This window comes from Micromonospora echinospora (assembly GCF_014203425.1).
Classification (GTDB): domain Bacteria; phylum Actinomycetota; class Actinomycetes; order Mycobacteriales; family Micromonosporaceae; genus Micromonospora; species Micromonospora echinospora_A.
This window is the reverse complement of record NZ_JACHJC010000001.1, coordinates 6,488,111-6,513,653: the sequence shown is the minus strand read 5'-3', so window position 1 is coordinate 6,513,653 and position 25,543 is coordinate 6,488,111. Positions and strand designations below refer to the sequence as shown.

24 protein-coding genes, 1 tRNA gene and 1 pseudogene are annotated in these 25,543 nt (G+C 72.5%); 11 read left to right on the top strand and 15 right to left on the bottom strand.

The genetic code is table 11. From position 1 onward, the window contains the following. Positions 1 to 68 precede the first annotated feature (68 nt). Positions 69 to 1,634 (top strand): cellulose binding domain-containing protein, encoded by a 1,566-nt coding sequence (locus FHU28_RS29290; protein WP_184688121.1) that lies wholly within the window; start codon positions 69 to 71, stop codon positions 1,632 to 1,634. Positions 1,635 to 1,647: 13 nt separating this feature from the next. Here FHU28_RS29290 and FHU28_RS29285 read toward each other — a convergent pair whose 3' ends face one another. Then, a complete protein-coding gene (locus FHU28_RS29285) occupies positions 1,648 to 2,310 on the bottom strand; it encodes a DedA family protein (RefSeq protein ID WP_184688118.1) in 663 nt (220 codons plus the stop codon). 70 nt (positions 2,311 to 2,380) lie between these two features. Then, positions 2,381 to 2,974 carry a DUF1349 domain-containing protein gene (locus FHU28_RS29280; protein WP_184688116.1) on the bottom strand — a complete coding sequence of 198 codons (594 nt, stop codon included), beginning with the start codon at positions 2,972 to 2,974 and terminating at the stop codon, positions 2,381 to 2,383. Between the two features lie 53 nt (positions 2,975 to 3,027). Here FHU28_RS29280 and FHU28_RS29275 point away from each other — a divergent pair, with 53 nt between their 5' ends. Next, positions 3,028 to 4,680, top strand: coding sequence for an alpha-amylase family protein (locus FHU28_RS29275; RefSeq protein ID WP_184688114.1), 1,653 nt, complete (start codon positions 3,028 to 3,030; stop codon positions 4,678 to 4,680). A 60-nt stretch (positions 4,681 to 4,740) separates the two neighbouring features. Further along, the gene (gene fabG / locus FHU28_RS29270; protein WP_184688112.1) at positions 4,741 to 5,499 is read left to right on the top strand and encodes a 3-oxoacyl-ACP reductase FabG; all 759 of its coding nucleotides are present in this window, start codon (positions 4,741 to 4,743) and stop codon (positions 5,497 to 5,499) included. Here the strand turns inward: fabG and FHU28_RS29265 are convergent. Together FHU28_RS29265 and FHU28_RS29260 are read right to left on the bottom strand one after the other, a co-directional pair. Next, positions 5,472 to 5,947 (bottom strand): annotated as a pseudogene (locus FHU28_RS29265) (hypothetical protein). The gene fabG and the pseudogene FHU28_RS29265 overlap by 28 nt on opposite strands. Continuing rightward, complete coding sequence (locus FHU28_RS29260; protein WP_376700845.1) at positions 5,940 to 6,353, bottom strand: hypothetical protein; 414 nt, start codon at positions 6,351 to 6,353, stop codon at positions 5,940 to 5,942. The pseudogene FHU28_RS29265 and the gene FHU28_RS29260 overlap by 8 nt, the downstream one beginning before the upstream one ends. A gap of 131 nt (positions 6,354 to 6,484) precedes the next feature. On the opposite strand from FHU28_RS29260, the gene FHU28_RS29255 reads away from it, so the two are divergent. Both FHU28_RS29255 and erm read left to right on the top strand, forming a co-directional pair. Further along, complete coding sequence (locus tag FHU28_RS29255; protein ID WP_184688106.1) at positions 6,485 to 7,381, top strand: Gfo/Idh/MocA family protein; 897 nt, start codon at positions 6,485 to 6,487, stop codon at positions 7,379 to 7,381. Between the two features lie 424 nt (positions 7,382 to 7,805). Continuing rightward, positions 7,806 to 8,612, top strand: coding sequence for an ErmE/ErmH/ErmO/ErmR family 23S rRNA (adenine(2058)-N(6))-methyltransferase (gene erm / locus FHU28_RS29250; protein ID WP_184688104.1), 807 nt, complete (start codon positions 7,806 to 7,808; stop codon positions 8,610 to 8,612). Here the strand turns inward: erm and FHU28_RS29245 are convergent. Further along, positions 8,596 to 8,790 carry a DUF2795 domain-containing protein gene (locus FHU28_RS29245; protein ID WP_184688102.1) on the bottom strand — a complete coding sequence of 65 codons (195 nt, stop codon included), beginning with the start codon at positions 8,788 to 8,790 and terminating at the stop codon, positions 8,596 to 8,598. The two genes, erm and FHU28_RS29245, sit on opposite strands and share 17 nt — an antisense overlap. An 89-nt stretch (positions 8,791 to 8,879) precedes the next feature. Between FHU28_RS29245 and FHU28_RS29240 the strand changes: the two genes are divergently transcribed. Next, positions 8,880 to 10,136: an erythromycin esterase family protein gene (locus tag FHU28_RS29240; RefSeq protein ID WP_184688100.1), complete on the top strand. Its 1,257-nt coding sequence runs from the start codon at positions 8,880 to 8,882 to the stop codon at positions 10,134 to 10,136. A 36-nt stretch (positions 10,137 to 10,172) separates the two neighbouring features. Here the strand turns inward: FHU28_RS29240 and FHU28_RS29235 are convergent, their stop codons facing one another. The 3 genes from FHU28_RS29235 to FHU28_RS29225 form a co-directional block, all read right to left on the bottom strand. Beyond that, entirely contained in the window at positions 10,173 to 12,353 is a 2,181-nt protein-coding gene (locus FHU28_RS29235; RefSeq protein ID WP_184688098.1) for an MMPL family transporter, read from the bottom strand. A 27-nt stretch (positions 12,354 to 12,380) separates the two neighbouring features. After that, positions 12,381 to 12,926 carry a TetR/AcrR family transcriptional regulator gene (locus FHU28_RS29230; protein ID WP_184688096.1) on the bottom strand — a complete coding sequence of 182 codons (546 nt, stop codon included), beginning with the start codon at positions 12,924 to 12,926 and terminating at the stop codon, positions 12,381 to 12,383. Between the two features lie 92 nt (positions 12,927 to 13,018). Next, positions 13,019 to 13,609 (bottom strand): PadR family transcriptional regulator, encoded by a 591-nt coding sequence (locus FHU28_RS29225; RefSeq protein ID WP_221453324.1) that lies wholly within the window; start codon positions 13,607 to 13,609, stop codon positions 13,019 to 13,021. Positions 13,610 to 13,665: 56 nt separating this feature from the next. Here FHU28_RS29225 and FHU28_RS29220 point away from each other — a divergent pair, with 56 nt between their 5' ends. Continuing rightward, positions 13,666 to 14,844, top strand: a complete 1,179-nt coding sequence (locus FHU28_RS29220; RefSeq protein ID WP_184688095.1) for an FAD-dependent oxidoreductase — start codon at positions 13,666 to 13,668, stop codon at positions 14,842 to 14,844. Position 14,845: 1 nt separating this feature from the next. On the opposite strand, the gene FHU28_RS29215 is transcribed toward FHU28_RS29220, so the two are convergent. Further along, entirely contained in the window at positions 14,846 to 15,247 is a 402-nt protein-coding gene (locus FHU28_RS29215; RefSeq protein ID WP_184688093.1) for a winged helix-turn-helix transcriptional regulator, read from the bottom strand. Positions 15,248 to 15,336: 89 nt separating this feature from the next. On the opposite strand from FHU28_RS29215, the gene ligD reads away from it, so the two are divergent. Continuing rightward, entirely contained in the window at positions 15,337 to 16,296 is a 960-nt protein-coding gene (gene ligD, locus FHU28_RS29210) for a non-homologous end-joining DNA ligase (RefSeq protein ID WP_184688091.1), read from the top strand. A gap of 12 nt (positions 16,297 to 16,308) precedes the next feature. Here the strand turns inward: ligD and FHU28_RS29205 are convergent, their stop codons facing one another. After that, on the bottom strand, positions 16,309 to 17,040 hold the full coding sequence (locus FHU28_RS29205; protein WP_184688089.1) for a DUF1275 family protein: 732 nt from the start codon (positions 17,038 to 17,040) through the stop codon (positions 16,309 to 16,311). Between FHU28_RS29205 and FHU28_RS32920 the strand changes: the two genes are divergently transcribed. Both FHU28_RS32920 and FHU28_RS29195 read left to right on the top strand, forming a co-directional pair. Next, complete coding sequence (locus FHU28_RS32920) at positions 17,033 to 17,473, top strand: hypothetical protein (protein ID WP_260413189.1); 441 nt, start codon at positions 17,033 to 17,035, stop codon at positions 17,471 to 17,473. The genes FHU28_RS29205 and FHU28_RS32920 overlap by 8 nt on opposite strands. Before the next feature lie 34 nt (positions 17,474 to 17,507). Next, on the top strand, positions 17,508 to 18,608 hold the full coding sequence (locus FHU28_RS29195) for a cupin domain-containing protein (RefSeq protein WP_116511663.1): 1,101 nt from the start codon (positions 17,508 to 17,510) through the stop codon (positions 18,606 to 18,608). A gap of 44 nt (positions 18,609 to 18,652) precedes the next feature. On the opposite strand, the gene FHU28_RS29190 is transcribed toward FHU28_RS29195, so the two are convergent. The 5 genes from FHU28_RS29190 to FHU28_RS29170 form a co-directional block, all read right to left on the bottom strand. Next, positions 18,653 to 20,665, bottom strand: a complete 2,013-nt coding sequence (locus FHU28_RS29190) for a helix-turn-helix transcriptional regulator (RefSeq protein WP_260413188.1) — start codon at positions 20,663 to 20,665, stop codon at positions 18,653 to 18,655. A 160-nt stretch (positions 20,666 to 20,825) separates the two neighbouring features. After that, positions 20,826 to 20,900, bottom strand: a tRNA-Arg gene (locus tag FHU28_RS29185). A 75-nt stretch (positions 20,901 to 20,975) separates the two neighbouring features. Next, positions 20,976 to 21,671 (bottom strand): winged helix-turn-helix domain-containing protein, encoded by a 696-nt coding sequence (locus FHU28_RS29180; RefSeq protein WP_184688088.1) that lies wholly within the window; start codon positions 21,669 to 21,671, stop codon positions 20,976 to 20,978. A gap of 564 nt (positions 21,672 to 22,235) precedes the next feature. Further along, on the bottom strand, positions 22,236 to 22,910 hold the full coding sequence (locus tag FHU28_RS29175; RefSeq protein WP_184688086.1) for a DUF305 domain-containing protein: 675 nt from the start codon (positions 22,908 to 22,910) through the stop codon (positions 22,236 to 22,238). Between the two features lie 13 nt (positions 22,911 to 22,923). Next, positions 22,924 to 23,772, bottom strand: coding sequence for a thioredoxin-like domain-containing protein (locus FHU28_RS29170; RefSeq protein ID WP_184688084.1), 849 nt, complete (start codon positions 23,770 to 23,772; stop codon positions 22,924 to 22,926). A 99-nt stretch (positions 23,773 to 23,871) separates the two neighbouring features. On the opposite strand from FHU28_RS29170, the gene argS reads away from it, so the two are divergent. Then, positions 23,872 to 25,539, top strand: a complete 1,668-nt coding sequence (gene argS, locus FHU28_RS29165; protein WP_184688082.1) for an arginine--tRNA ligase — start codon at positions 23,872 to 23,874, stop codon at positions 25,537 to 25,539. Positions 25,540 to 25,543 lie beyond the last annotated feature (4 nt).

Genomic DNA, 25,543 nt, shown 5'->3' with positions numbered 1-25,543 from the left:
CTTAATAATGGGCACACGTCGACGGTTGTGAATCCCTCTCCACCCCCGCCCGTCCCCTGGAGGACGCCGTGAGACTCCGCCCCCGCCTGGCGACGCTCGCCGCCGCGCTGACCACCGCAGTGGTCGCCGGCGCCCTGCTGGCCGCGCCGCCCGCCTCCGCCGCCACCGCGGCCTTCGTCCGCACCTCCAGCTGGAGCAGCGGGTACGAGGCCCGGTTCACAGTCACCAACGACAGCTCCGCCGCCATCTCCTCGTGGAACGTCCAGTTCGACCTGCCCGCCGGCAGTACGCTCGGCTCGTTCTGGGACGCCCGGCTGACCACCTCCGGCCAGCACGTCACCGCCGTCAACCAGTCCTGGAACGGCGCGCTCGCCCCCGGCGCCAGCACCAGCTTCGGCTTCGTCGTCAGCGGCACCGGCGACCCGGTCAACTGCACAGTCAACGGCGGCTCCTGCACCGGCGGCGGCAGCCCCGGCAACCCGGGCGCACCGGCCACGCCGGGCGGGCTGCGGGTCACCGGCACCACCGCGTCGTCGGTCTCGCTCGCCTGGAACGCGGTCTCCGGCACCGTCACCGGCTACCGGGTGTACGAGGGCGGCACGGTCAGGGCCACCGTCGCCGGCACCTCGGCCACCGTCTCCGGGCTGGCCGCGTGCAGCGGGCACAGCTACACAGTGACCGCCTACAACGGCAGCGGCGAGTCGGCGAAGTCGGCGGCGGTCGCGGCCACCACCAGCGGCTGCACCGGTGGCGGCGGGGGCGCGATGGCCGCCGCGCCCTACCTCTACCCGGGCTGGGGCGACCCGCCCGCGCCGTCCACCGTCATGGGCGCGACCGGGATCAAGTGGTTCACCATCGCGTTCGTGCTCTCCGGCGGCGGCTGCACCCCGGCCTGGGACGGCAACGGCCCGCTGACCGGCGGCACGCACGCCGCCACCATCGCCGCGATCAAGGCGGCCGGCGGCGACGTCATCCCGTCCTTCGGCGGGTGGAGCGGCAACAAGCTCGGCCCGAACTGCTCGTCCGCCGCCGCGCTGGCCGGCGCGTACCAGCAGGTCATCAACGCGTACGGGCTTAAGGCCATCGACATCGACATCGAGAACAGCGACGAGTTCGAGAACGAGGTGGTGCAGGACCGCATCCTGGACGCCCTGAAGATCGTCAAGCAGAACAACCCGGGGATCAAGACCATCATCACGTTCGGCACCTCGACCACCGGGCCGTCGTACTACGGCACCCGGCTGATCAACCAGGCGGCGGCCAAGGGCGCCGGGATCGACGTGTTCACCATCATGCCGTTCGACTTCGGCGGCGGCGCGAACATGTACCAGAACACGGTGAACGCGGCCGAGGGCCTGAAGACCGCGCTGAAGAACGCGTTCGGCTGGTCGGACGCCACCGCGTACGCGCACATGGGCCTGTCCGGGATGAACGGCCTCTCCGACCAGCAGGAACTGACCTCGCCGGCCACCTGGACGCAGATCCGCGACTGGGCCAAGGCGCGCGGCCTGGCGCGGTTCACGTTCTGGTCGGTCAACCGGGACCGGCCCTGCCCGGGTGGCGGCGTGGTCGCCAACTGTTCCGGCATCGCGCAGAACACCTGGGAGTTCACCGGCATCACCGCCGGCTTCTGAGCCCGCGCCGCGGTCAGCGCCCGGTGGTCACCGACTGCCGGGCGCGCCGTCGGCGCACCTTCTTGACCGCCCAGCTCACGATCATGAAACCGAAGACGGCGAAGATCGCGTAGTTGAACCACTGGCTGTACCTGTCGACGTCCTCCCACCGCGAGCCGAGGACGTAGCCGGCGCCGACGATCAGGGCGTTCCACACCCCGCTGCCGAGCGTGGTGAGCAGGACGAACTCGCCGAGCGGCATCCGGTTCGCGCCGGCCGGGATCGAGACCAGGCTGCGGACCACCGGCACCACCCGGCCGATCAGCACCGCCCACCGGCCGTGCCGCTCGAACCAGCGGTCGGCCTTCTCCAGATCCTCCAGTTCGACCAGCGGAATGTGGTCCAGCCAGCGCTTGAGCCGCTCCTCGCCGAGTGCCGCGCCGAGCCAGTAGAGCACCAGCGCGCCGATCAGCGAGCCGACCGTCGCGGCGACCACGATGAGCACCAGGTTGAACCGGCCCTCGGCGGCCAGGTAGCCGGCCATCGCCAGCACGATCTCGCTCGGGATCGGCGGGATGATGCTCTCCAGCGCCACCAGGAACGCCACACCGACCGCGCCGAGCGAGTCGATCACACTCGCCACCCAGCCGGTCAGCCCGGTGAACTGGTTCGGGTCGACGTCCTGGGCCAGGGCCATGTCGGTCCTTCCACGCGAGAGCTGGGGATCCGAAGGTGTTACCCGGACCGGCGGCCGTCACACCTGTGACTCAGCCCTCCGGGTGCAGCGCGGCGTCCGCCGGACCCCGCCGCCAGCCGGTGAAGCGGACCAGCAGGCCGCCTCGGCTGGGCGAGCAGCAGTACGGTCCGGCCGACGCCTGCGCCGCCGGGTCGAGCGGCGCGACGCGGACCAGCCGCCACGGCTCGTCGTCGCACCGGGCCCGGACGGTCAGCGCGTCGCCGGTCCGGCTCACCCGGACCGTCACCTCCCGGCCGGACCACTGCGGCACCGGCGCCACCGACCAGTCGGAGAACTCGTCGGTGACCACGGCGCCGACCTGCGCGACGCCGTCGCTCACCTCGACCCCGGCCTTGGCCCACCGCCGCTCGTCCACCCGCACCAGCACGCCGGCCTGGTCGAACTGGACGGAGTAGTCGAGCAGGAACGACACCTCGACGGCGCTGTCCACGCCGAACGGCGCGAGCAGCGCCGAGCCGTCGTCGTGCACGAAGCCGTAGCTGGTGCGCCGCCAGAAGTCGCTGCCGCCGCGCGGCTCGACAAGCAGGCCGCGACCGTCCGGTTCGGCCCGCTCGGGCGGGTTCAGCCAGGTGCCGGCGGACCAGTCGTAAGCCTCCTCGCTCATCCCGGCACCGTACCGGGTTTGCCGCCGCGCGCGTTCGGAGAAGTAGTCCTCGCATGGGTGACAGGTGGTATCAGGAGGCGGTCGTCTACTGCCTCGACGTCGACACTTTCGCGGACTCCGACGGCGACGGGGTGGGTGACTTCCAGGGCGTGATCGGGCGCCTGGACTACCTGGCCCGGCTCGGGGTGACGTGTCTCTGGCTGAACCCGATCCATCCGTCGCCGAACGAGGACGACGGGTACGACGCGACCGACTTCTACAACGTCGACCCGCGGCTGGGCACGCTCGGCGACTTCGCCGAGCTGCTGCACCAGGCGAGCAACAGGGGCATCCGGGTGATCATCGACCTGGTGGTCAACCACACCTCGGACCAGCACCCGTGGTTCCAGTCCGCCCGGTCCTCGCCCGACTCGCCGTACCGGGACTGGTACGTCTGGGCCGACCACGAGCCGGCCGACCGCCACCAGGGCATGGTCTTCCCGGGCGAGCAGCACGAGACGTGGACCTACGACCGGACCGCCAAGGCGTGGTTCTACCACCGCTTCTACAAGTTCCAGCCGGACCTGAACATCGAGAACCCGAAGGTCCGCGCGGAGATCAAGAAGATCACGTCGTTCTGGCTCCAGCTCGGCGTCGCCGGCTTCCGGATGGACGCGGCGCCGTTCATCATCGAGCGCACCGAGCCGGGCAACCCGAACTCACCGAAGGACTTCGACTTCCTCACCGACCTGCGGCAGCACGTGCAGTGGCGGCGCGGCGACGCGGTCCTGCTGGCCGAGGCGAACGTCGAGCCGGACGAGTTGCCCGTCTACTTCGGCGACGGCAGCGGCTCGGGCAACCGGATCCACATGCTCTTCGACTTCATGCTCAACGGCCGCCTGATGCTCGCCCTGGCCCGGGAGGACCCGGAGGTGATCATCGACGCGCTGCGCGACACCCCGAAGCTGCCCACCGGCGGCCAGTGGGCGACCTTCCTGCGCAACCACGACGAGATCGACCTGTCGAAGCTCACCGCCGACCAGCGCAACGACGTGCTGGAGAAGTTCGGGCCGGACGAGAACATGCAGCTCTACGGCCGGGGTATCCGCCGCCGCCTCGCGCCCATGCTCGGCAACGACCGCCGGCACATCGAACTGGCGTACTCGCTCCAGTTCTCGCTGCGCGGCACGCCGGTGCTGCGCTACGGCGAGGAGATCGGGATGGGAGAGGACCTGTCGCTGGACGGGCGCGACGCGATCCGTACCCCGATGCAGTGGTCCTACGCCGACAACGCCGGCTTCTCCACCGCGGAGCCGGAGAAGCTGGTCCGCCCGGTCATCGACAAGGGCGAGTACGGCTACCAGAAGGTCAACGTCACCGCCCAGCGCAAGGACCCGCGGTCGCTGCTCGGCTGGTTCGAGCGGATGATCCGGACGCTGCGGGAGGCGCCGGAGACCGGCTCGGGCAGCACCACCCACATCGACGTGGTGATGCCGCCGGGCGTGCTCGCGCACCGCGCCGACGGGCGTACCGGGACGATGGTCTTCCTGCACAACCTCGGCACTGAAGACGTCGAGGTGGACCTGAGCACGCTGGCGCCGGAGGCGGACCTGCCCATCGACGTGCTGAGCGACCGCAACTACGAGGACGTGGGCAAGCTCGACCGGCTCAAGCTCGGCGGGTACGGCTACCGGTGGATCCGGCTCCGCCGGGGCCACGAGCGGTAGGCGCGGCGTACCGGCGGGTTAAGCTCCTTCGATCGAGCCACAAGTTACCGGGAGGTAAGCATGTCGGAGGAGCCCCGCGTCGCCATCGTGACCGGAGCCGCGCGCGGCATCGGGGCGGCGACCGCCCGCCGGCTGGCGGCCGACGGCATGGCCGTCGCCGTGGTCGACATCGACGAGTCCGCCACCAAGGAGACAGTGGACGCCATCGGCTCGGCCGGTGGCCGGGCGCTCGGCGTCGGCGCCGACGTGTCCGACCGGGCCCAGGTCGAAGCCGCCGTGGAGCGGGTCGCCGCCGAACTGGGCGCCCCGACGGTGCTGGTCAACAACGCCGGCGTGCTGCGGGACAACCTGCTGTTCAAGATGGCCGACAGTGACTGGGACACGGTCATGGGCGTGCACCTGCGCGGCGCGTTCCTGTTCAGCCAGGCCGCGCAGAAGCACATGGTCGAGGCGAAGTGGGGCCGGATCGTCAACCTGTCCAGCACCTCCGCCCTGGGCAACCGGGGCCAGGCGAACTACTCGGCCGCCAAGGCCGGGCTCCAGGGCCTCACCAAGACGCTCGCGATCGAGCTGGGCCCGTTCGGGGTCACAGTCAACGCGGTCGCGCCGGGCTTCATCGTCACCGACATGACCGCCGCCACCGCGGCGCGGATGAAGGTCGACTTCGACGATCTCAAGAAGCACGCCGCCGCCGAGATCCCGGTACGCCGCCCCGGCCGCCCGGAGGACGTCGCGCACACCATCTCGTTCCTGGTCGGCGAGGGCGCGTCGTTCGTGTCCGGCCAGGTCATCTACGTCGCCGGCGGCCCGAAGGACTGACCGGGCCCAGCCCTTCCCGGCGCGATCCCGCTCAGGCGGGGTCGCGCCGCGTGCGCCAGAGCCAGAACAGGCCGAGCACCGGCAGCACCAGCGGCACGTATCCGTAGCCGCTGCCGAAGCCGGACCAGACCGTCTCGTCCGGGAACAGCTCCCTGTCGGCGATGCTCAGCACGCCGACGCCGAGCACGCCGACCAGTTCGACGGCGCAGCAGGCCAGCGCGACCCGGCGGCCGGCGTGCCCGGCCCGGGCCAGCCCGACCGCCGCCACGATGTAGATCAGCGCCGCCACCGCGGACAGCACGTACGCCACCGGCGCCTCGTCGAACTTCGTGGCGATCTGCAAGCCGGCCCGCGAGGTCGCGGCGATGGCGAAGACGATGTAGACAGCGATCAGCAGCCGGCCCGGACCGCGGTTGGTGGCGCGCTGCGGCGTCGTGGTCTCAGCCACCGACTGCCTCCCAGGTCTGCTGGAGCCGGACCGCCACGACCGGCGTGACCAGGCAGATCGCGCAGACGATCGCCGAGCCCCAGCGGGTCGGCTCCATCCGGGCCAGCACCCAGGCCAGCGGCGGCAGGCAGACGAGCGTCGCCAGGTAGCCGAAGAACGCGCCGGGCTCGCCCGGCCGCTCCCCGCCGCCGAGCGCGACGAGCGCGACCACGGTCAGCGCGAGCAGCGCCACCTCCAGCACGGCCAGGCCGACGAACTGGATCCGGTCCGGCGGCCGGTGGCGTACCGCAGCCACCAGGGCCCAGAGCGCGACCGCCAGCGAGATCACGATCGCGACCGTGGCGAGCGGCCCGTCCACCGGGGATCCGGCGGCCGCCGCGACGGTCGTCGACACAGTGTCGTTCACCGGCACAGCCTACTAACCGGTGTAGTAGCTGCCCGCCCGCCGGGTCGAGGCGCGCCGGACGGGCTGGAGGACTAGCGTGGATCACGGTCCCGGCGTAGGCCGGTGGCGGGCGTCGACGGCAGGGGGTCCGGGTGCGGTTCGGGTTGTTCGGCACGGGTTACTGGGCGGCGCAGACGCACGCGGCGGCCATCGAGGCGCATCCGCGGGCCCGGCTCGCGGGCGTGTGGGGGCGCAACCCCGCCAAGGCGGAGGAACTGGCCACCCGGCACGGCGTACCGGCCTTCACCGACGTGGACGCGCTGATCGACGCCTGCGACGCGATCGCCGTGGCGCTCCCGCCGGATGTGCAGGCCGACATCGCCGTCCGCGCCGCCACCGCCGGGCGGCACCTGCTGCTGGACAAGCCGCTGGCGCTCGACCTCGCCGGCGCCGACCGGGTGGTCGACGCGGCTCAGGCGTCCGGTGTGGCCTCGGTGGTCTTCTTCACCCAGCGCTTCCACCCGAACGTCACCGGGTTCCTCGCCTCGACCGCCGCGGCCGGCGGCTGGCAGCACGCCCGCGCCACCATGTTCGCGTCGATCTTCCAGCCGGGGAACCCGTACGGCGACTCGACCTGGCGGCGGGAGCGCGGCGCGCTCTGGGACATCGGCCCGCACGCGTTGTCGCTGATCCTGCCGGTGCTCGGCCGGGTCACCCGGGTCGCCGCGATGGACGGCCCGAGCGGCCTGGTGCACCTGCTGCTCACTCACGACGGCGGCGCCACCAGCTCGCTGTCGCTCACCCTGGACGCGCCGTCCGAGGCGGTCACCCGGGACTTCGTCTTCTTCGGCGAGAACGGCACCGAGACGGTGCCGCCCGGCGACGGCAGCGCGCTCCAGGCGTTCGGCGCCGCGCTCGACCAGTTGCTGGAGGAGGTCGACGCGGGCACCCGCGACCACCGCTGCGACGTGCGGTTCGGCCGCGAGGTGGTGGCGGTGCTCGACGCCGCCCAGACCGCCCGGGCGCAGGGACGCACCGTCGACCTGTAGAAAAGCGGTCGCCCGGGCGGGACCCGGTCGTTAGCGTGGCGGCATGTTCACGCATGCCCTGATCCGCGTGGCCGCCGCGCCGGCCGCGTGTGGGCTCCTCCTGGACGCCCGTCCGCGGTTCCGGCGCCCGGCCCTGGCCGGCCGGTACGCCGCCCGCGTCTGACCTGACCGCCGGTTCCCGACCCGCCCCGAGGGGCGCCGGTCGTGCCATCTCGCCGAGGTGGCGGTACCCGTGGTTCGACCACGCCACCTCGTTGAGGTGGCCGTCTCAAGCATGCGCCGCGTCCCGGCCACTCCCCAGGGTCGTCCGAGTCCCGATCCGCTCGGACCGCCCGCCCGATCCGCCCCACGCCGCCTCGACGGCGGGGGACACCCGCGCAGCGGTCCGTACCCGTCGCCGTCCGGCGACAGACAGGACGAACCCGTGGCGCCCCGCCGAACCACCGCACGCGACCGGTCCCGTCGCGTACTGTCCCAGAACTTCCTCGCCGACCCGGCCGCCGTCGCGCGGATGATCCGCGCGGTCCGGCCCGACCCGGACGACCTGCTGCTGGAGGTCGGCGCCGGGCGCGGCCGGCTGACCCGGCCGCTCGCCGCGCGGTGCGGGCGGCTGATCGCGTACGAGGTCGACCCGGCCGTGCTGCCCGAGCTGACAGCGGCCTGCGCGCCGCTGCCGAACGTCGAGGTACGGGCGGCCGACTTCCTGGCCGCGCCCCCGCCCGCCGGGCCGTTCTCGGTGGCGGGCAACATCCCCTGGTCGCTCACCGCAGCGGTGGTCCGCTGGTGCCTGGCCGCACCAGGGCTGCGTACCGCGACGCTGCTCACCCAGCTCGACTACGCCCGCAAGCGCACCGGCGACCACGGCCGGTGGAGCCGGCTCGCGGTGCTCACCTGGCCGGAATACCACTGGCGGCTGGCCGGGCGGGTGCCCCGGGCCGCGTTCCGGCCGGTGCCGGGGGTGGACGGGGGCATCCTGCGGCTGGAGCGCCGGACGACGCCACTCGTGGCACCGGCGGCGCTGCCCGCGTACCGGCGGATGGTGGAGCTGGGCTTCGGCGGAGTCGGCGGCTCGCTCGCGGCCTCGCTGCGCGCGGGCCACCCCCGGCCGCGGGTCGACGGCGCGTTGCGGGCCGCGCGGATCGCGCCGGACACCCCGGTCGGGCTGGTCTGGCCGGAACAGTGGCTGGTGCTGTTCCGGCTGCTGCACGCGCCGCTCAGCCGGCGAGCGTGACTATCGCCTCGCCCAGCTCGGCCGGGGTCTCGAACTCCTCGGCCGGCAACGTCCGCAGCGCCTGGAGCGCGTCGGTGCTGGCGCCGTTCTCCTGGCCCCAGCGGACCAGGTCCTCCCGGGAGACCGGGTAGTCCAGCCCGGCCAGGAACTCCTGCAACTGCGCGCCGGTGACTGTCATGCCGCCCGGCTACCCGCTGGGCCCGGCGGCATGCCCGCCGCCGGGTCCGGGCTGCGGTTTGTCCCGGCAGGGCCGGGGTAGCCGCGAACATGCTGGTACAGCGGCTCGGCGCGCCGAGCGACTTCGATCCCTTGCTGGAGCGCGTGCGGGACGCCCGCGTGGTGATGATCGGCGAGGCGACGCACGGCAGCTACGACTACTACCGGCTGCGGGAGCAGTTGACCCGGCGGCTCATCGCCGAACAGGGTTTCGACTTCGTCGCGGTGGAGGGGGACTGGCCGGACTGCGACCGGGTGCACCGGTCGGTGGTGGGAGCCCCCGGAGGGTCGGCCGATCCGCTGGCCGCGCTGGAACGGTTCGAACGCTGGCCGACCTGGATGTGGGCGAACGCCGAGGTGGCCCGCTTCTGCCGCTGGCTGCGGGCGTGGAACCTGGAACGCCCGGAGCGGGAGCGGGCCGGCTTCCACGGCTTGGACGTGTATTCCCTCTGGGAGTCGATGCAGGCCATCTTCGACTACCTGGGCGAGGAGGACCCGGCCTCGCTGGAGGCGGCCCAGGAGGCGTACCGCTGCTTCGAGCCGTACGGCAAGCGCGTCGAGGAGTACGGGATGGCCAGCCGGTTCGTCTCCGCCCGGTGTGAGGAGGAGGTGGTCCGGCTGCTGGCGCGTACCCGGGAACAGGCCGCCGCGGACGGCCCGGACCGCTTCTCGGCCTGGCAGAACGCGGAGGTGGTGGCCGGCGCGGAGCGGTACTACCGGGCCATGGTCGGCGGCGGCCCCGAGTCGTGGAACGTCCGGGACATCCACATGGCCGACACGCTCGACCGGCTGCTCGACCGGTACGGGCCGGGCTCGCGGGGCATCGTGTGGGCGCACAACACGCACGTCGGCGACGCGCGGGCCACCGACATGGCGGCGGACGGGATGGTCAACATCGGGCAGCTCGGCCGGGAACGGCACGGCCGGGAAGCAGTGGCGCTCGTCGGCTTCGGCAGCTGGCGCGGCAGCGTGATAGCCGCACCGCGCTGGGGTTCCCCGGCCGAGGCGATGGTGGTGCCGCCGGCCCGGGAGGGCTCGGTGGAGCACCGGCTGCACGAGCTGATGCCGGACCGGGCGGTGCTGGTCTTCGGCGGCGACGACCAGCCGGAGTGGGTGACCGGCGAGGCGGACCACCGGGCCATCGGGGTGGTGTACGACCCGAGCTTCGAGTCCTGGGGCAACTACGTGCCGACCCGGCTGGGCGAGCGCTACGACGCGCTCGTCTGGTGCGACGAGACCACGGCGCTGCACCCGCTGCCGGCGCACGTGACGCCGGGCGAGATGGAGACGTACCCGGCGGGGGTGTGACCGGGTGGGGCCCCGTCGGACCCCACCCGGTACGGCTCACACCTCGGCGTGCTGCTTGTCGGCGAGGTGGGCGCGCAGGCCCTCACCCTCGACGTCCACGTTCGGCAGGATCTTGTTGAGCCAGCGCGGCAGCCACCAGGCCGCGTTGTTCAGCAGCGACATGACCGCCGGCACGATGGTCATCCGGACCACGAACGCGTCGATGGCGACACCGATCGCGAGCGCGAAGCCCATCGACTTGATGATCGGGTCCTCCAGGAAGACGAAGCCGCCAAACACCGAGATCATGATGAGCGCGGCGGCGGTGACCACCCGGGCGCCGTGCCCCATGCCGTTGATGGTGGCCTGCTGCGCGGTGTCGCCGTGCACGAAGTCCTCGCGCATCCGGGAGACCAGGAAGACCTCGTAGTCCATGGCCAGCCCGAACAGGATGCCGATCAGCAGGATGGGCAGGAAGCTGACCAGCGGGGCCGGGGTGTCCAGGCCGACCAGGTCGGCCAGGTGGCCCTGCTGGAACACCGCGACGGTGATGCCGAACGTGGCCGCCACGGTGAGCAGGAAGCCCAGCGCCGCCTTGACCGGCACCAGGATCGACCGGAACACCAGCATCAGCAGCAGGATCGACAGGCCCACCACCAGCAGCAGGTAGACCGGCAGCGCGTCGGAGAGCTTCTCGGACACGTCGATGCCGACCGCGGTGACGCCGGTGAGCAGCACGTCGGCGTTCTGGATGCCGGCGACCTGCTTGCGGATGTCGTGCACGACCGTCTCGGTGGCCTCGTCGGTCGGCCCGGTCTCCGGGATCACGCCGAGCAGCGCGGTACGCCCCGACGGGTCGACCTGCGGCGGAGCCACCGCGAGCACCCCGTCGGTCTTCTGGATCAGCGCGGTGACCTGCGGCAGGGCGGCCTGGGTGTCCTGCGGCGAGTCGGCGGTCACCACGACCGCGAGCCGGCCGGTGAAGCCGGGGCCGAAGCCCTCCCGGATCAGGTCGCTGCTGACCCGGGCCGGGGTGCCCTCGGCGGCGGCGGAGGCGTCCGGCAGCGCCAGGCGCATGTCCTGGGCCGGGATCGCGAGCAGGCCGAGGCCGAGCAGCCCGACCAGGATGACCGGGATGCGCAGCTTCGTGACCCAGTTCGCCCAGCGGAAGCCGAAGCCGGAGCGGTCCTCCGAGCCGGTGGCCGGGTCCTCGACCGCCTTGCGGTCACGCAGCTTGCGCGGGAGCGCCCTGTTGCCGGCGAAGCCGAGCAGCGCCGGGGCCAGCGTGATCGCCACCAGCACGGCCACTGTCACGGTGCCGGCCGCGGCCAGGCCCATCACGGTGAGGAACGGGATGCCGACCACGGCCAGGCCGGCGAGCGCCACCACCACCGTGGCGCCGGCGAAGACCACCGCCGAGCCGGCGGTGCCGACCGCCCGGCCGACCGCCTCCTCGGGGGAGTGCCCGTCGAGCAGGTTCTGCCGGTGCCGGGAGGTGATGAACAGCGAGTAGTCGATGCCGACCGCGAGGCCGAGCATGAGCGCCAGGATGGGCGCGGTGCTGGTCAGCTCGATCGCGCCGCTGAGCGCGTACAGGCCGGCCATGCCGACGCCCACGCCGATCAGCGCGTTCAGCATGGTCATGCCGGCCGCCACGAGCGAGCCGAACGTGATGACCAGGACGATCGCCGCGACCAGCACGCCGATCGCCTCGGTCGAGCCGACCTCCGGCTCACCGTTGAGCACCTCGCCGCCGGGGGCGATCTGCCAGCCCTGCGCCTCGGCCTGCTCGCCGACCTTCTCGTAGGCCTCGCGCTGCTCGTCGGTGACCTCGTCGGCCCCGCCGGCGAACTGCACCTGGATCAGCGCGTACCGGCCGTCCGGGGTGAGCGCCTGCGCCTGGTACGGGTCGACCGCGCCGACCACGCCGGGCAGCGTGGCCGCCTCCTCGGTGACCTGCTTGACCACCGCCTGACCGGCGGGTGTGGTGAGGGCGCCGTCCTGTGGCGCCTTGATCGCGATCGTGCCGGTGGCGCCACTGGCGGCCGGGAAGCGGTCGGCGAGCAGGTCGATCGCCTTCTGCGACTCGGTGCCCGGCATGGTGAAGTTGCTCGCCGTCGGGCCCCGCAGCGTGGCCGCGGCCAGGCCGAGGCCGACGAGTACGACGAGCCAGATGACGGCGACGAGTCGCCGTCGGCGCAGAGATGCCCGGCCGAGCCGGTACAGCAGGGTCGCCATGGACCTTCCTTGTCCTCGGGGTTCGGATCAGTTGGAGACTTCGAGCGCGCGGTACGCCACGGCGAGCAGCGCGGGACGGAGCTGTTCGTCCGGGATGTCCAGGAATTCGCCGCAGGTCTCGGCGATGCCGGCGAGCACGACGAGCGCCGCGACGCGGGCCTCGGGCCGGTCGGAGAAGCCGGCGAACGCCGCGACCAGCCGTTCGGAGATCTGCTGGATGTGCATGAACGTGGGCTGCTGGAGCAGGTCGGAGAACTCGCCCCGCAGCAGCGCGATCTCGCGGCGGAAGCGGACCGCCAGGTCGACGAAGCCTTCCGCCGCGACGCGTTGGGCGTCCGCGCCGGTGTGCTCGGCGATCCGGGCGTCGAGTTCCTCCAGCATCGCGATGGCCGGGGCCATCAGCTCACCGAGCAGCGCGTCCTTGCTGGCGAAGTGGTAGAGCACTGTGGCTTTGGAGCAGCCGACCTCGCGGGCGATGTCCTGGAGCGAGGTGCCCTTGTAGCCGGTGACGGCGAACCGGCGAGCCGCCGCGGTGAGCAGCTCGTCGTGGGTGGCCGGGGTCGGGCGCGCCATGTCCTCCAGCATGCCTGACCGATCGGTCAGGTGCTGACCGATCGGTCAGATCAGGGGCGTGGTGTTCGCCACAAAGGCCCGTTTCCGCAGGATCAGGACGATGTGCCGGTCCAGTCCGCCAGCCACTCGCCCGACCAGGTGAGCGTGCCGGAGCGCAGGTCGGCGACGAGCCCGCGTACCCAGTCCAGTTCGGCGCGGAGCACTGTGAGCTGGTATTCGTCCTCGATCAGGAAGAGCCGGGGCAGTCGTACCCCGGCCAGTGCCGCCTCACGCTCGCGCAACCGTGCCTCGATGGCGGCGGCCCGCTGGTCGAGCCGCCGGGCCGCCTCCTCGGGCGGCAGGATCGGCAGGAACGACAGCGCGGCGGGGAACTCCGGGAACTCCCGGGCGGGGGTGGCGAGCGCGTCGGCGAGCCACCCGTCGAGCGTGCGGCGGCCGGCTGGCGTGAGCGCGTACACGGTGCGCTCCGGCCGTCCCTCCTCGCGCCTGGTCTCGGCGACCCGGATCAGCTCGTCCCGGCGCAGCCGCTCGATGGTCTGGTAGATGCTGTTGCGCTGCGCGACGTTCACCACGTCCTGCTTCTCCCGCTCCCGGATGAGCTGCTGCATCCGGTACGCGTGCATCGGCTCCTCGACCAGGAGGGCCAGCACCATCATCGCCAGCGGCGAGCGACGAACCGTCATGGCCCCACCCTAGGTGCCCCCTGTCGCGGCATAGTCATTCTATGTATAGTCATTACATGACTAATGTTGTCGTCGTCGGCGCCGGGCTGGCCGGCCCGGTCGCCGCCATGGCGCTGCGGCGCGCCGGCATCGATGCCTCGGTGTACGAGGCGTACCCGCGTGACGCGGTCGGGGTGGGCGCGTTCCTCACGCTCTCGGCCAACGGGCTCGACGCGCTGCGCGCGATCGACCTCGACGACCTGGTGGCCGGGCTCGGACACCCGACACCCCGGATGCTCATGCACAACCACAGAGGGCGCCGGCTCGCCGAGTTCGGCGCCCCCGGCAGCCGTACCGTCGGCCGTTCCGACCTCTACCGGGCACTGCGCGACGAGGCGCTGCGCCGGGGCGTCGAGTTCGTCCACGGCGCGCGGCTGACCGGTGCCGAGACGACCGGCGGCGGGGTGACCGCCCGGTTCGCCGACGGCCGGACCGCCCACGGTGACCTGCTCGTCGGCGCCGACGGGCTGCGCTCCCGGGTCCGCGCGCTGATCGACCCGGCCGCGCCCGCGCCGCGCTACGTGCCGCTGCTGAACGCCGGTGGCTTCGCCCGAGGGCTGCGCCTGCCCGACGAGCGCGGCGTGATGCAGATGATGTTCGGCCGGCGCTGCTTCTTCTGCTGGATCGTGGTGGGGGAGGACGAGGTCTGGTGGTTCGCCAACCCGCCGCAGCCGGTCGAGCCGAGCCGGGAGCAGCTCGCCGCGATCGGCCCGGACGAGGCCCGGTCCCGGCTGCGCGCGCTGCTCGCAGCCGATCCGGGACCGGCGGCGCGGATCCTCGACCACACCGCGCGGATCGAGTACGGCTGGCCGACGTACGACCTGCCCTCGGTGCCGGTCTGGCACCGCGATCGCATGATCGTGATCGGCGACGCGGCGCACACCGCCGCCCCCTCCTCCGGGCAGGGCGCGGCGATGGCCTTCGAGGACGCCGTCCAGCTCGCCCGCTGCCTGCGCGACCTGCCGGACGTGCCGGCCGCGTTCCGGGCCTACGAGCGGCTGCGTCGTGACCGGGTGGAGCGGGTCGTCGCGCAGGGGCGGCGGACCAGCACCACGAAGGTCGCCGGCCCTGTCGGACGGCTGGTCCGGGACCTGGGCATGCCGCTCGCCGCCCGCTACCTGGCGCGCGACGGCGGCGCCGCCCAGGCCTGGCTGTTCGACCACCACATCGACTGGGCGACGCGGGTACGGGACTGAGTCAGGCCGGTGGGCGGCCGTGCCTGCTGTCGTACTCGGCCCGGGCCGCGCTGATCGCCTCCCGGTGCCGCTCGGCCCAACTGGTCAGCGCCACCAGAGAGTCGTGCAGCTCGCGGGCCATCGGGGTGGCCGTGTACTCGACCTTCGGCGGCACACAGGGGTGGACGTGCCGGTGCAGCAGCCCGTCCCGTTCCAGGTTGCGCAGCGTCAGCGTGAGCATCCGGCGGCTGATCCCCTCCACCCGGCGCTCCAGCTCGGTGAAGCGGACCGGGCCGGCCGAGGCGGCGATCAGGATGCCGATGGCCCACTTCCCGCCCACCCGGTCCAGCGCCTCCCGCACCGTGCAGGCGCTCGCCTGCTCCGCCGGGCCGGACCCGCACCGGTTCGCCTCTTCCTCGCCCACGCCCCGATCGTCGCAGGTGCCGGCCGCCGAAGTGCGCCGGGCACCGTGTCGGGGTTGCCGAGCCGGGCCCGGCCCGGGAAGGTGGTCCGATGGGCGCAGCCGACGAGACCCGGGCCGGAGTGTCGCTGACCAACCTCGACCAGCCGCTGTTCGACGGTGCCGGCGCGACCAAACGCGACCTGGTCGACTACCTCGACGCGATGTGCGACCGGATCCTGCCGGAACTGCGCGACCGGCCGCTGTCGGTGCTGCGCGTGCGGCCCGGCCAGGAGCCGTTCATGCAGAAGAACCTGCCGAAGTACACGCCCGAGTGGGTCCGCCGCACCGAGGTGTGGGCCGAGGCGTCGCACCGGCGGATCTCGTACGCCCTCTGCGACGACCGGCGGACGCTGCTCTGGTTCGCCAACCAGCGGGCGGTCGAGTACCACCCGACGCTCGGCCGCGCCGGGCAGCCCGAGCACCCGACCCACCTGGTGCTCGACCTGGACCCGCCGGAGGGGGACTCGTTCCCGGCCGCCGTGCGGGTCGCGCTGCTGGTCCGGCAGGCGCTCGCCGACGCCGGGCTGGTCGGCGCGGTGAAGACGAGCGGGGCGAAGGGGCTGCACGTGATCGTGCCGGTCGACCCGGCCACCACGGCGGAGGAGGCCGCCGCCGCGACGCGGGCGCTCGCCGTCCGTACCGAACGGCTCGACCCGGCGGCCGCGACCACCGCGTTCATCGTCGCCGACCGCGGCGGCCGCGTCTTCGTCGACTCCACCCGGGCGTACGGGGCGACAGTGGTGGCCGCCTACAGCCCGCGGATCCGGCCCGGCGCCCCGGTGTCGTACCCGGTGGGCTGGACCGACCTGGAGAGCGCGAGCCCGGCCGACTTCACCGTGCGGAGCGTGCCCGCGCTGCTGGGCGACCGGGATCCCTGGGCGCAGGCGCTGCCCGCGCCGCAGCGGCTGCCGGCGGATCTGGTCGAGCAGGGGCGGACCATTCCGGTGGCCCGGGTACAGGCGATGCACGAGGGCAAGCGGCGCGCCAAGGCCCGGCGCGAGGCCGGGTGAGCCCGGTGCGCGTCAGCGCCGCCGGGTCACCGCCGCCGGCGGGTGCTTGCCCCAGGTGGACGCGATGAGCACGACGGCCAGGCCCCAGGTGACGATCATGGTCCAGATCGGGCGGGTCTCGGTGGCCGCACCCACGAACCCGCCGATCGCGTAGCTGACCAGGCAGAGCAGGCCGGTCGCGGCGAGCCGCCCGGCCGCGGCCCGGCCCTCCGGCTCGAACACCCAGTCGGCGATGCCCTTCGTGGTGCGCAGCACGGTTCCGGTCTGGTACGACGTGGCGGTCTGCACGCCGAACGTGCGGACGATGAGCCCGCCGAGGATGCCGACCGGGAACGCCAGCAGCGCGGCCAGGACGGTGCGCTCGGTCAGCGAGTCGCGACCCGAGTCGAGGGACCGGTCCACCAGCCCCCAGAGCACCAGCAGCGCCAGCATGGCGAGCAGTTCCATGCCCGGCGGAGTCAGCGGGCCGGCCGGGCGCAGGCGGCGGATCCCGGCGCCGAGCAGGCCACCGAGGCCGAACGCGACAAGTGACGCCACCGCTGCCGGCCAGGGCGGAAAGTGATCGGCGGCACCCATTCCGACGAACGCCACGTTGCCGGTCTGAATACCCACGAACACCTTGTACTTGAGGAATGAGAATGCGTCGACCACACCGGCGAGGCCGGTGGCGAGCGCAAGCGCCAGAAACGGTACGTGGAAGTCGTATTCCCCCACCCGCCAGCGATCCTCAGCGTTGTTGGACATCGCCCTCCCTACCCCTGGCTGCGCCCGTGAAACCGCTGGTGCGCGCGATGCGCGGAAGTGCCGGGAAAAGTGTTTCCTGTCGTTTCCGGTGAATAGCGCGATCGCGTTATTCACCATTCGTATCCGATTCGGCAGCATCGCAATTGCGTCTCGGCGGCAAGACTCGAAGCCGAAGGAGGCCGAGCGCATGTTCGTGCTCCCCGTCGCCAGACTCCGCGTCACGTTCTATTCGATCGCGACGCTGGCCGTCGCCGGAGTCGCCACGGATGCTCCGGTCTGGAGCATTGCGGCGTCGCTGTTCCTCTGTGTCGCGATTCCGCTCGCGGTGGCCTTTCAGAGCCCAGAGCACCTGCGGGCGTTGTTCGTCCCGTCCCGGGCCGCCGACGAGGCAGCCCACACCCGGAAGGAAATTCGTCATGCCCAGTTCCACTGACGGCCGCAGAATGGGATCGCCCAAGGACCACCAGATGGTCGGAACGGTCCCGCGCAATCCGGCGATCGACAAGTCACATCCGGACCTGGTGAATCCGCCGTCGACCGACAACGGGCTCATGCCCAACCTGGTGTTTCCGTTCTCGCTGTCGCACACCCGCCAGGAGAGCGGCGGCTGGACCCGGGAGGTCACCAACCGTCTCCTGCCGATCGCCCACGACCTGGCGATCGTGAACATGAAGCTCAACCCCGGCGCGTACCGGGAACTGCACTGGCACATCCAGTCCGAGTGGGCCTTCGTCCTCACCGGCAGCTGCCGGATCGCCGCCGTGGACCAGGAGGGCCGCAACTTCCTGGAGGACGTCAAGGCGGGTGACCTCTGGTACTTCCCGGCCGGCATCCCGCACCACATCCAGGCGCACGACGAGGGCGTGGAGTTCCTGCTCGTCTTCGACGACGGCTGCTACTCCGAGGACGCGACGTTTCAGGTGACCGACTTCTTCTCGCACGTGCCGAGGGAGGTCATCGCCAAGAACTTCGGCTGGACGATGCAGCAGATGGCCAACTTCCCGGCCGAGTCCGAGCGGTACATCTTCCCGGGCCAGAGTCCGCCGCCGCTGGCCGAGGACCGGGTCTTCAGCCCCACCGGCGACGTACCCCGAACGTTCAAGCACAGCCTGCTCGCCCAGACGCCGGAGAAGTTCGAGGGCGGCAGCGTACGGATCGCCGACTCGAGCAACTTCGCCGCGGCGATCACCACCACCGTCGCCATGGTGGAGATCGAGCCCGGCGCGATGCGGGAACTGCACTGGCACCCGAACGGCGCGGAGATGCAGTACGTGATCTCGGGCAAGGGACGCATGGGCGTCTTCGCCAACCACGGCACCGCACGCACCTTCAACATGGAGACCGGCGACGTGGGCTACGTGCCGATCTCGATGGGCCACTACATCGAGAACATCGGCGACAAGCCCTTCGTCTACCTGGAGCTGTTCCGGACCGCGAAGTTCGAGGACGTGTCGCTCGCCCAGTGGCTGGCGAACGTCCCGCCGGAGGTGGTCGCGGACACGATCAACGTGCCACGCGAGCTGATCGAGGCGCTTCCGAAGACGAAGAGCCCGCTGCAGCGGCACTGAGAACGCGGCTGGGCGCGGACGCCACGACCCGGTGGCGTCCGCGCTCAGCCGTTGTCCCGGGACTCCCAGACCAGCGCCAGCTCCACCCGGTTGTGGACGCCGAGCTTGGCGTAGATCGAGCGCAGGTGGGTGTCGACGGTGTGGAACGAGACGAACAGGTCCCGGGCCGCCTCCTGCTTCGTCATGCCGATCGCGAGCAGCTCGGCCACCCGTACCTCGGCGGGGGTCAGCGCGGCCACGGCCGGGCGGCCGGCGTCGTCGCCCGCAGTGGTCGCGGCCGTGCCGTCCTGGTCCCGGGTCCCGTCCCCGCCGCCCGCGGCGCCCATCCGGGTGTACATCGCGGCGGCCTCGGCGAGCAGGCCGGGCGCCTCCGCGGGCGGCAGCCCGGGCGACCGCGCCAGGTCGTGCAGCGCGTCGGCCAGGGCCGGCCGGGCGGAGGTGGTGCGGAGCAGCCGCACCGCCGCGCGCAGCGCCGCCGGATCGCCGGTCAGCAGCCCGTCGACCTGGTGCGCCACCCCACGCCAGAGCGCGTTGTTCGCCATGCCGGCGGCTCGCTTCAGGTGATCGGCGAGAGTCTCGGCGCGGCGCCGGTCGCCGAGCGCCAGCGCCGCGCGGACCAGTCGCGGACCGTGGTGCGGTACCAGCAGCACCGGCGCCATCGAGCGGTCCGGCACGGCGAAGGCGGCGCCCAGGAGCGCGGCGTGCCGGCCCGGGTCCGGGTCGCCGGCGGCGGCGCAGCCGAGCCGGAACCACTGCATGTCGTCGGGCCAGCCCACCGCGGGGCGTTCCCGCGCCAGCAGCTCCCGGGCCGCGGCCACCTCACCGCGGCGCAGCAGCACCTCCACGACAGTGGCGAGCAGGTCCGCCCGGGCCTGCGCCGGCAGGGCCGCACCGCGTCCGGTCAGGGCGAGGCGGGCCCGGGCCTCCGCCTCGGCCAGCTCGCCGGTGGTCAGCCGCAGGACGCAGTCCAGCGCCGTCACCAGCGGCTGCGCCACCGCGCCGAGCATGTCGATCTCCGCGGCGACGCTGTCCAGCGCGGTCGTCGCGTCGACGTGCCGGCCGAGCGCGATCTGGTTCGCCACCCGGTCGACGCGCAGGAAGATCGCCTGGGTACGGGCGGCCGGCTCGCCCGCGTCCACCTCCCGCAGGATCCGCGCGGCGCGGTGCAGGTCGCCGGTGGCGGTGGCCCGGGCCGCGTTCGCCAGGGCCAGCCGGATGGCGCCGCCGGGGGAGGGGCTGCGCTCGTGCGCCCGCTCCGCCGCCGCCACCAGCTCGGCGGCGTCGGGGTGCCCGAACCGGGCCGCCAGCGACGCCAGCATGGTGAGCGTCCAGCTCCGCCCCGCGACGTCCAGCTCCTGGTTCAGCGCCCGCCCGAGGTACGTCAGGGACAGCGAGGGGCGCTGGGTCGCGTAGTAGGCGCCGAGCCGCCCGAGCAGCATCGCCCGCTGAAGTGGCCCGTACCGGTCGGCGGCGACCTCCCGGTGCAGCATGCGCAGCGTCTCGTCCACCCGGCCGGCCAGGTAGAGGTTGTCGGCGACGTCGACCAGCCAGGTCAGGCGCGCGTCGGCCGCTCCGGGCGCCGGGGTGGCCAGCAGCAGATCCGCGGCGAGGCTGGGACCGACCGCCGGGTCGACCGCCAGCCGCGCGGCCAGCGCCCGGGCGGACCGGCTCACCGCGGGCAGGACCCGCAGGAGCTGCCGGGCGGCCTGGGCCGGGCGCCCGGCGTCGGCGAGCACCTCGGCCGCCGCCTCGCGCAGCGCCTGACGTACCGAGGGCGGGGTGTCCCGCAGTACGTCGTCGCGCAGCGCGATCGAGGCCAGCCGCAGCCCGGCGGCGGTGTCGACGAGGAAGCCGCGCGAGATCAGCTCCTCCACCGTCGCGTCGATCGGCTCGTCCGGCGTGGTGCCGGTACGGCCGGCCACCGCTTCGAGGAACCACAGCCCGCAGGGGGCGTCGGCGACGGCGGTGCCGCGCAGGACCCACCGTTGCGCGGTGGTCAGGGAGGAGGGAACGCCCGTGTGCATCTTGGGGCGGTTGGTCAACGGAGTCTCGGGCAACTGGCTCGCCTTCGCAGGTGCTGGGGTTCGACCCGTTCACCGCGAGGTTAGCCAGCTTGTGACCTGTACATTCCCGAATTCGGGGACAACTGCTCAACACACCCCGGAGACGACGAAGGCCCTCGACCGGGCTGGTCAAGGGCCTTGCGGTGATCCGATCTGGTGCCCCCGGCAGGATTCGAACCTGCGCTCCCGCCTCCGGAGGGCGGTGCTCTATCCCCTGAGCTACGGGGGCTCAGCGACCCGAGAAGAGTAGCAAACCCCCTCCCGGATCACCGAATCGGTATCCCGCGAGTCGATCTTCGTCGGATCAGGCGGCGGCGACGGCGCGACCGCAGCTCGGCAGCGGGTGCAGCACGACGCGCCGGGGCAGCCGGCGGGGCCACTCGTTGCGCGGCCACGAGCCGTCCACTATCAGGTGCACCGTGCGTTCCTCGGCGCCGCTGAGCCGCAGCACGAAGTCCCGGGGCAGCGGCGGGTCCACCGACGGCGTGGTGACCATGAACCGCACCCGTCCCCGCGAGGAGACCGCCGAGACCACGTCGGCAGCGGGCATGGTGCCGCGCAGGCGTACCCGGCCGATCCAGTAGACCTCGGCGGCGTGCTCCTGGGCCGCCCGCGTGATCGCCGGGTACTCGCTGCGTACCCAGCGCTCGACCGCGCTGACGCACAGGCCGCAGGCCCGCTCGCGCGGCTCGCGCGGCCCGAGCCCCCAGGCCCGCAGGTACGCCCCGACGGTGCCGGCGTCCATCGTCAGCCCGAACCGGCGCTCGATGAGGTCGGTCAGGCTCTGCCGTGTCCAGAGCTCCTCGTCGAGGCCGAACTCGTCGGGGTGGACGCCCCGGAGCACGTCGATCAGTTCGAGTTCCTGTTCGCGGCTGAGCGTTCCCGGCTCGCCCTGCCGCAGTCCGCGACGGACGGCTGCCACCGCTCCGTCACCGCCGATGGTGTGGCGTCGGCACCAGCTGGTCACCGACCGCCCTGCGTCTCTGAGTGCAACCCCCACGTCTTGGGCAACGAGCCCGAATCGCAACTGGTCACGATATGTGGGTAGAAAACTCTCCAACCCCCACAATGACCCGTTAACCCCAAACCGTTACAAACCCCTCATCCCGCATCACCCCACCCTCGACGCGGCCATTCCGTCCCACCTCGATCGGCCCGCCCGCCCGAACACATCACCCCGTTCTTGATCGACTCCACCTCGCCGAAGTGGCTGCATCCCGCCCACCCTGACCGCGCCACCTCCCCGAGCTGGCGTGGATCAAGAATGGGGATACCGCCACCTCCCCGAACAGGTGTCGATCAAGCACGGACCCGGGAGCGCGGACGCGAGAGGCGGGCGGGGATGCCCTGTCGGGCCGACCCCCGGGCCGTCCTCGCCCATCCTCCCGCGATCTTGCACTTGCGGCCCCCGCGTAACGGGGCGAATCCGGCATGGTCGGGGCAGTAACTGCAAGATCGCCGGGCCGGGCCGGGCCGGGCCGGGGCGGGGCGGGGCGGGACGGGTGAGGCCCGGTGCCCCTGGGAAGGGGGACCGGGCCTCGGGGATTGGGCGGGGCGGCGGGTGTTACGGGGTGCCGCCCAGGCGCTTCAGCGCCGCGCTCAGGTTGGTCAGGTCGTTCTGCTGGGTGTTCTTCATGATCTGCGCGACCGCCAGCACGTCGTCGTCGCGCCCCTGGTCGAGGATGCCGTCGATCATGTGCACCCCGCCGATGTGGTGGCGGATCATCATCTGGAGGAAGAGCACGTCGAACTCGCGGCCGCTCGCGGCGCGCAGCTTCGCCATCTCCTCCGGGGTGGCCATGCCCGGCATCAGGCCGTTCTTCACCAGCCCGCCGCCGTCCGACATCCACGCCATCGGCGCCTGCTCACCGGTCGGGTCCAGCTTCCAGGACCGTAGCCAGGTCTGCATGGTGCCGATCTCGCCCTGCTGGCCGGTGGCGATGTCGACGCCGACCTGGCGTACCTCCGGGTCCTGGCCCTGGTTGAACGCCAGCAGGCCCATGGCCACGGCCTGGTTGTGGTGGGCGGTCATGTCCCGGGCGAACCCGGCCTCCGCCGAGTTCTCACCGGGCCGGGTCAGCGTCGGGGTGAGCAGACCGCCGGCGTACCCGAGGAGCAGCCCGACCACGAGGGCGGCGACCACCGCCGGCAGGCCGTAGCGGCGCATCGCCCCCCGGCCGCCCTGGTCGGCGGCCGGAGCCTCGTCCAGCTCGCTGTCGGTGGTCACCGGAGCGGTCATCGCGGTGTCGTCCTTACTGGGTGGGCTGCTGGGGCATGGTGTTCTGCAGGTTGTCGCGCGGCGAGGTGCCGGTGGCCGTGATGCCCTGGTCGCAGAGCGCGTTCGGGCCCTCGATCGAGGCGTTCACCCGCAGCGTCTTGATGAAGTCGTCGATGCGGCCGTCGTCGGCGTTGTCGACCTTGAGCTGGTAGCCCCAGGCCTGCAGCGAGATCGGCTTGTCCAGCCCTTCGAACGGGCTGAGCATCAGCTTCTCCTTGCCCTGCACCTTGCTCTTGAGCTTCTCCACCTGGTCGGCGGGCAGGTCCGGGCGGTAGGTGACCCAGACCGTGCCGTGCTCCAGGCTGTGCACCGCGTGCTCGTTGGCGATCGGGGCGTCGTAGACGTCACCCATGCAGTTCTGCCAGGCCTGGTTGTGCGGGCCGCCGACCGGCGGGAGGACGTCGTACTTGATCGCGCCGGGCTGGTGGTTGCCGCCCTTGACCAGGTCCTTGTCCTTCTCGCGGTAGTCCACGATGCCGTCGATCGCCTGGGCCCGCTTCTCCCACGGCTGGCCGCCCTGGTAGACCGCCCAGGCGCCGGCGCCGACGATGCCCACGGCCAGCACGCCGACCGCGACGAAGAGGGCGATCGGGCCCCACGAGCGACCCTGGCTGACCTTCACCGGGGCGATCGGCTTGCGGCCCTTGCCGCCGGCACCGGGCCGTGGCGTGCCCTTGCCACCCCCGGCCTTGCCCGCGCCGGCCTTCGCGGCGGGCTTGTCGGCGGGCTTGTCGGCAGCCGCGGGCCGGCCGGCCGCCGGCTTCTTGCCGGTGCTGACCACGGTGGGACGGCGCTCCGGGCCGCCCGGGGTGCTGATGCTCATCGTGCCTCGTCAGGTCGGTCGGTCAGGGGGACCGCGGGGCCGGTTCACATGCTGGGTCGCTCCCGCGGTGCCCGAGTCTACCCCCGATAACATGGATCAGTGACTCCCGCAGAACTCGCCGAGGTCGTCCTCGCCGCAGCCCACGCCGTCTTCGACGAGCGAGGGCTGGACCGCGCCGCGCTGCCCGCGCAGACCACCGTCGAGCGACCCCGTAATCCCGATCACGGCGACTACGCCTCGACGCTGGCGCTGCAGCTCAGCAAGAAGGTCGGCGTACCGCCGCGGGAGCTGGCCACCGCGCTGGCCGACGAGCTGGCCAAGGCGCCGGGGATCAAATCGGTGGAGATCGCCGGGCCGGGCTTCCTGAACGTCCGCCTCGACGCGGCCGCCGCCGGCCAGCTCGCCAAGGTCATCGTCGAGGCCGGCCCGGCGTACGGGAGCAGCGACACCCTCGCCGGGCAGCGGATCAACCTGGAGTTCGTCTCGGCGAACCCGACCGGCCCGGTGCACATCGGCGGGGTCCGCTGGGCGGCGGTCGGCGACGCGCTCAGCCGTCTGCTGCGCGCCACCGGCGCCGACGTCGGCACGGAGTACTACTTCAACGACGCCGGCTCCCAGATCGACAGGTTCGCCCGCTCGCTGCTGGCCGCCGCGCAGGGCGAGCCCGCGCCGGAGGACGGCTACGGCGGCGCGTACATCGCCGAGATCGCCGCCGAGGTGGTCCGCCGCCGGCCGGACGTGCTCGACCTCGCCCCGGACGCCGCCGAGGCGGTGTTCCGGACCGAGGGCGTCCAGCTCATGTTCGCCGAGATCAAGTCCTCGCTGCGCGACTTCGGGGTGGAGTTCGACACCTACTTCAACGAGAAGGACCTGCACGACCAGGGCGCGCTGGACGCGGCGCTGGCCCGGCTGCGGGAGCAGGGTCACGTCTTCGAGTCCGAGGGCGCGACCTGGCTGCGCACCACCGAGTTCGGCGACGACAAGGACCGGGTGCTGCGCAAGTCCAACGGCGAGTGGACGTACTTCGCCGCCGACTGCGCCTACTACCTGAACAAGCGGGAGCGCGGCTTCGACCGTGTCGTGATCATGCTGGGCGCGGACCACCACGGCTACATCGGCCGGATGAAGGCGATGTCGGCCTGCTTCGGCGACGACCCGGCGCGCAACCTGGAGATCCTCATCGGCCAGCTGGTCAACCTGGTCCGTGACGGCGCCCCGGTGCGGATGAGCAAGCGGGCCGGCACCGTGGTCACGCTGGAGGACCTGGTCGACGCGATCGGCGTGGACGCGGCCCGGTACGCGCTGGCCCGCTACTCGGCCGACTCGCCCATCGACATCGACGTGGAGCTGTGGACGCGGGCCAAGAACGACAACCCGGTCTACTACGTCCAGTACGTCGCCGCCCGGACCGCCGGGGTGGCCCGCAACGCGGCCGAGATCGGGCTGACCCGGGGTGACGCCGCCGCGTTCCAGCCCGAGCTGCTCGGCCACGACAAGGAGAACGAGCTGCTCAAGGCGCTCGCGGAGTTCCCCGCGGTGGTGGCCACCGCCGCCGAGCTGCGCGAGCCGCACCGGGTGGCGCGCTACCTGGAGGAGAGCGTCGCGCAGGCGTACCACCGGTTCTACGACAACTGCCGGATCGCCCCGCAGGGCGACGAGGAGATCACCGACACCCACCGGGCCCGGCTCTGGCTCAACGACGCCACCCGGGTGGTCATCGCCAACGGTCTGCGCCTGCTCGGGGTGTCCGCGCCGGAGCGGATGTAACGGC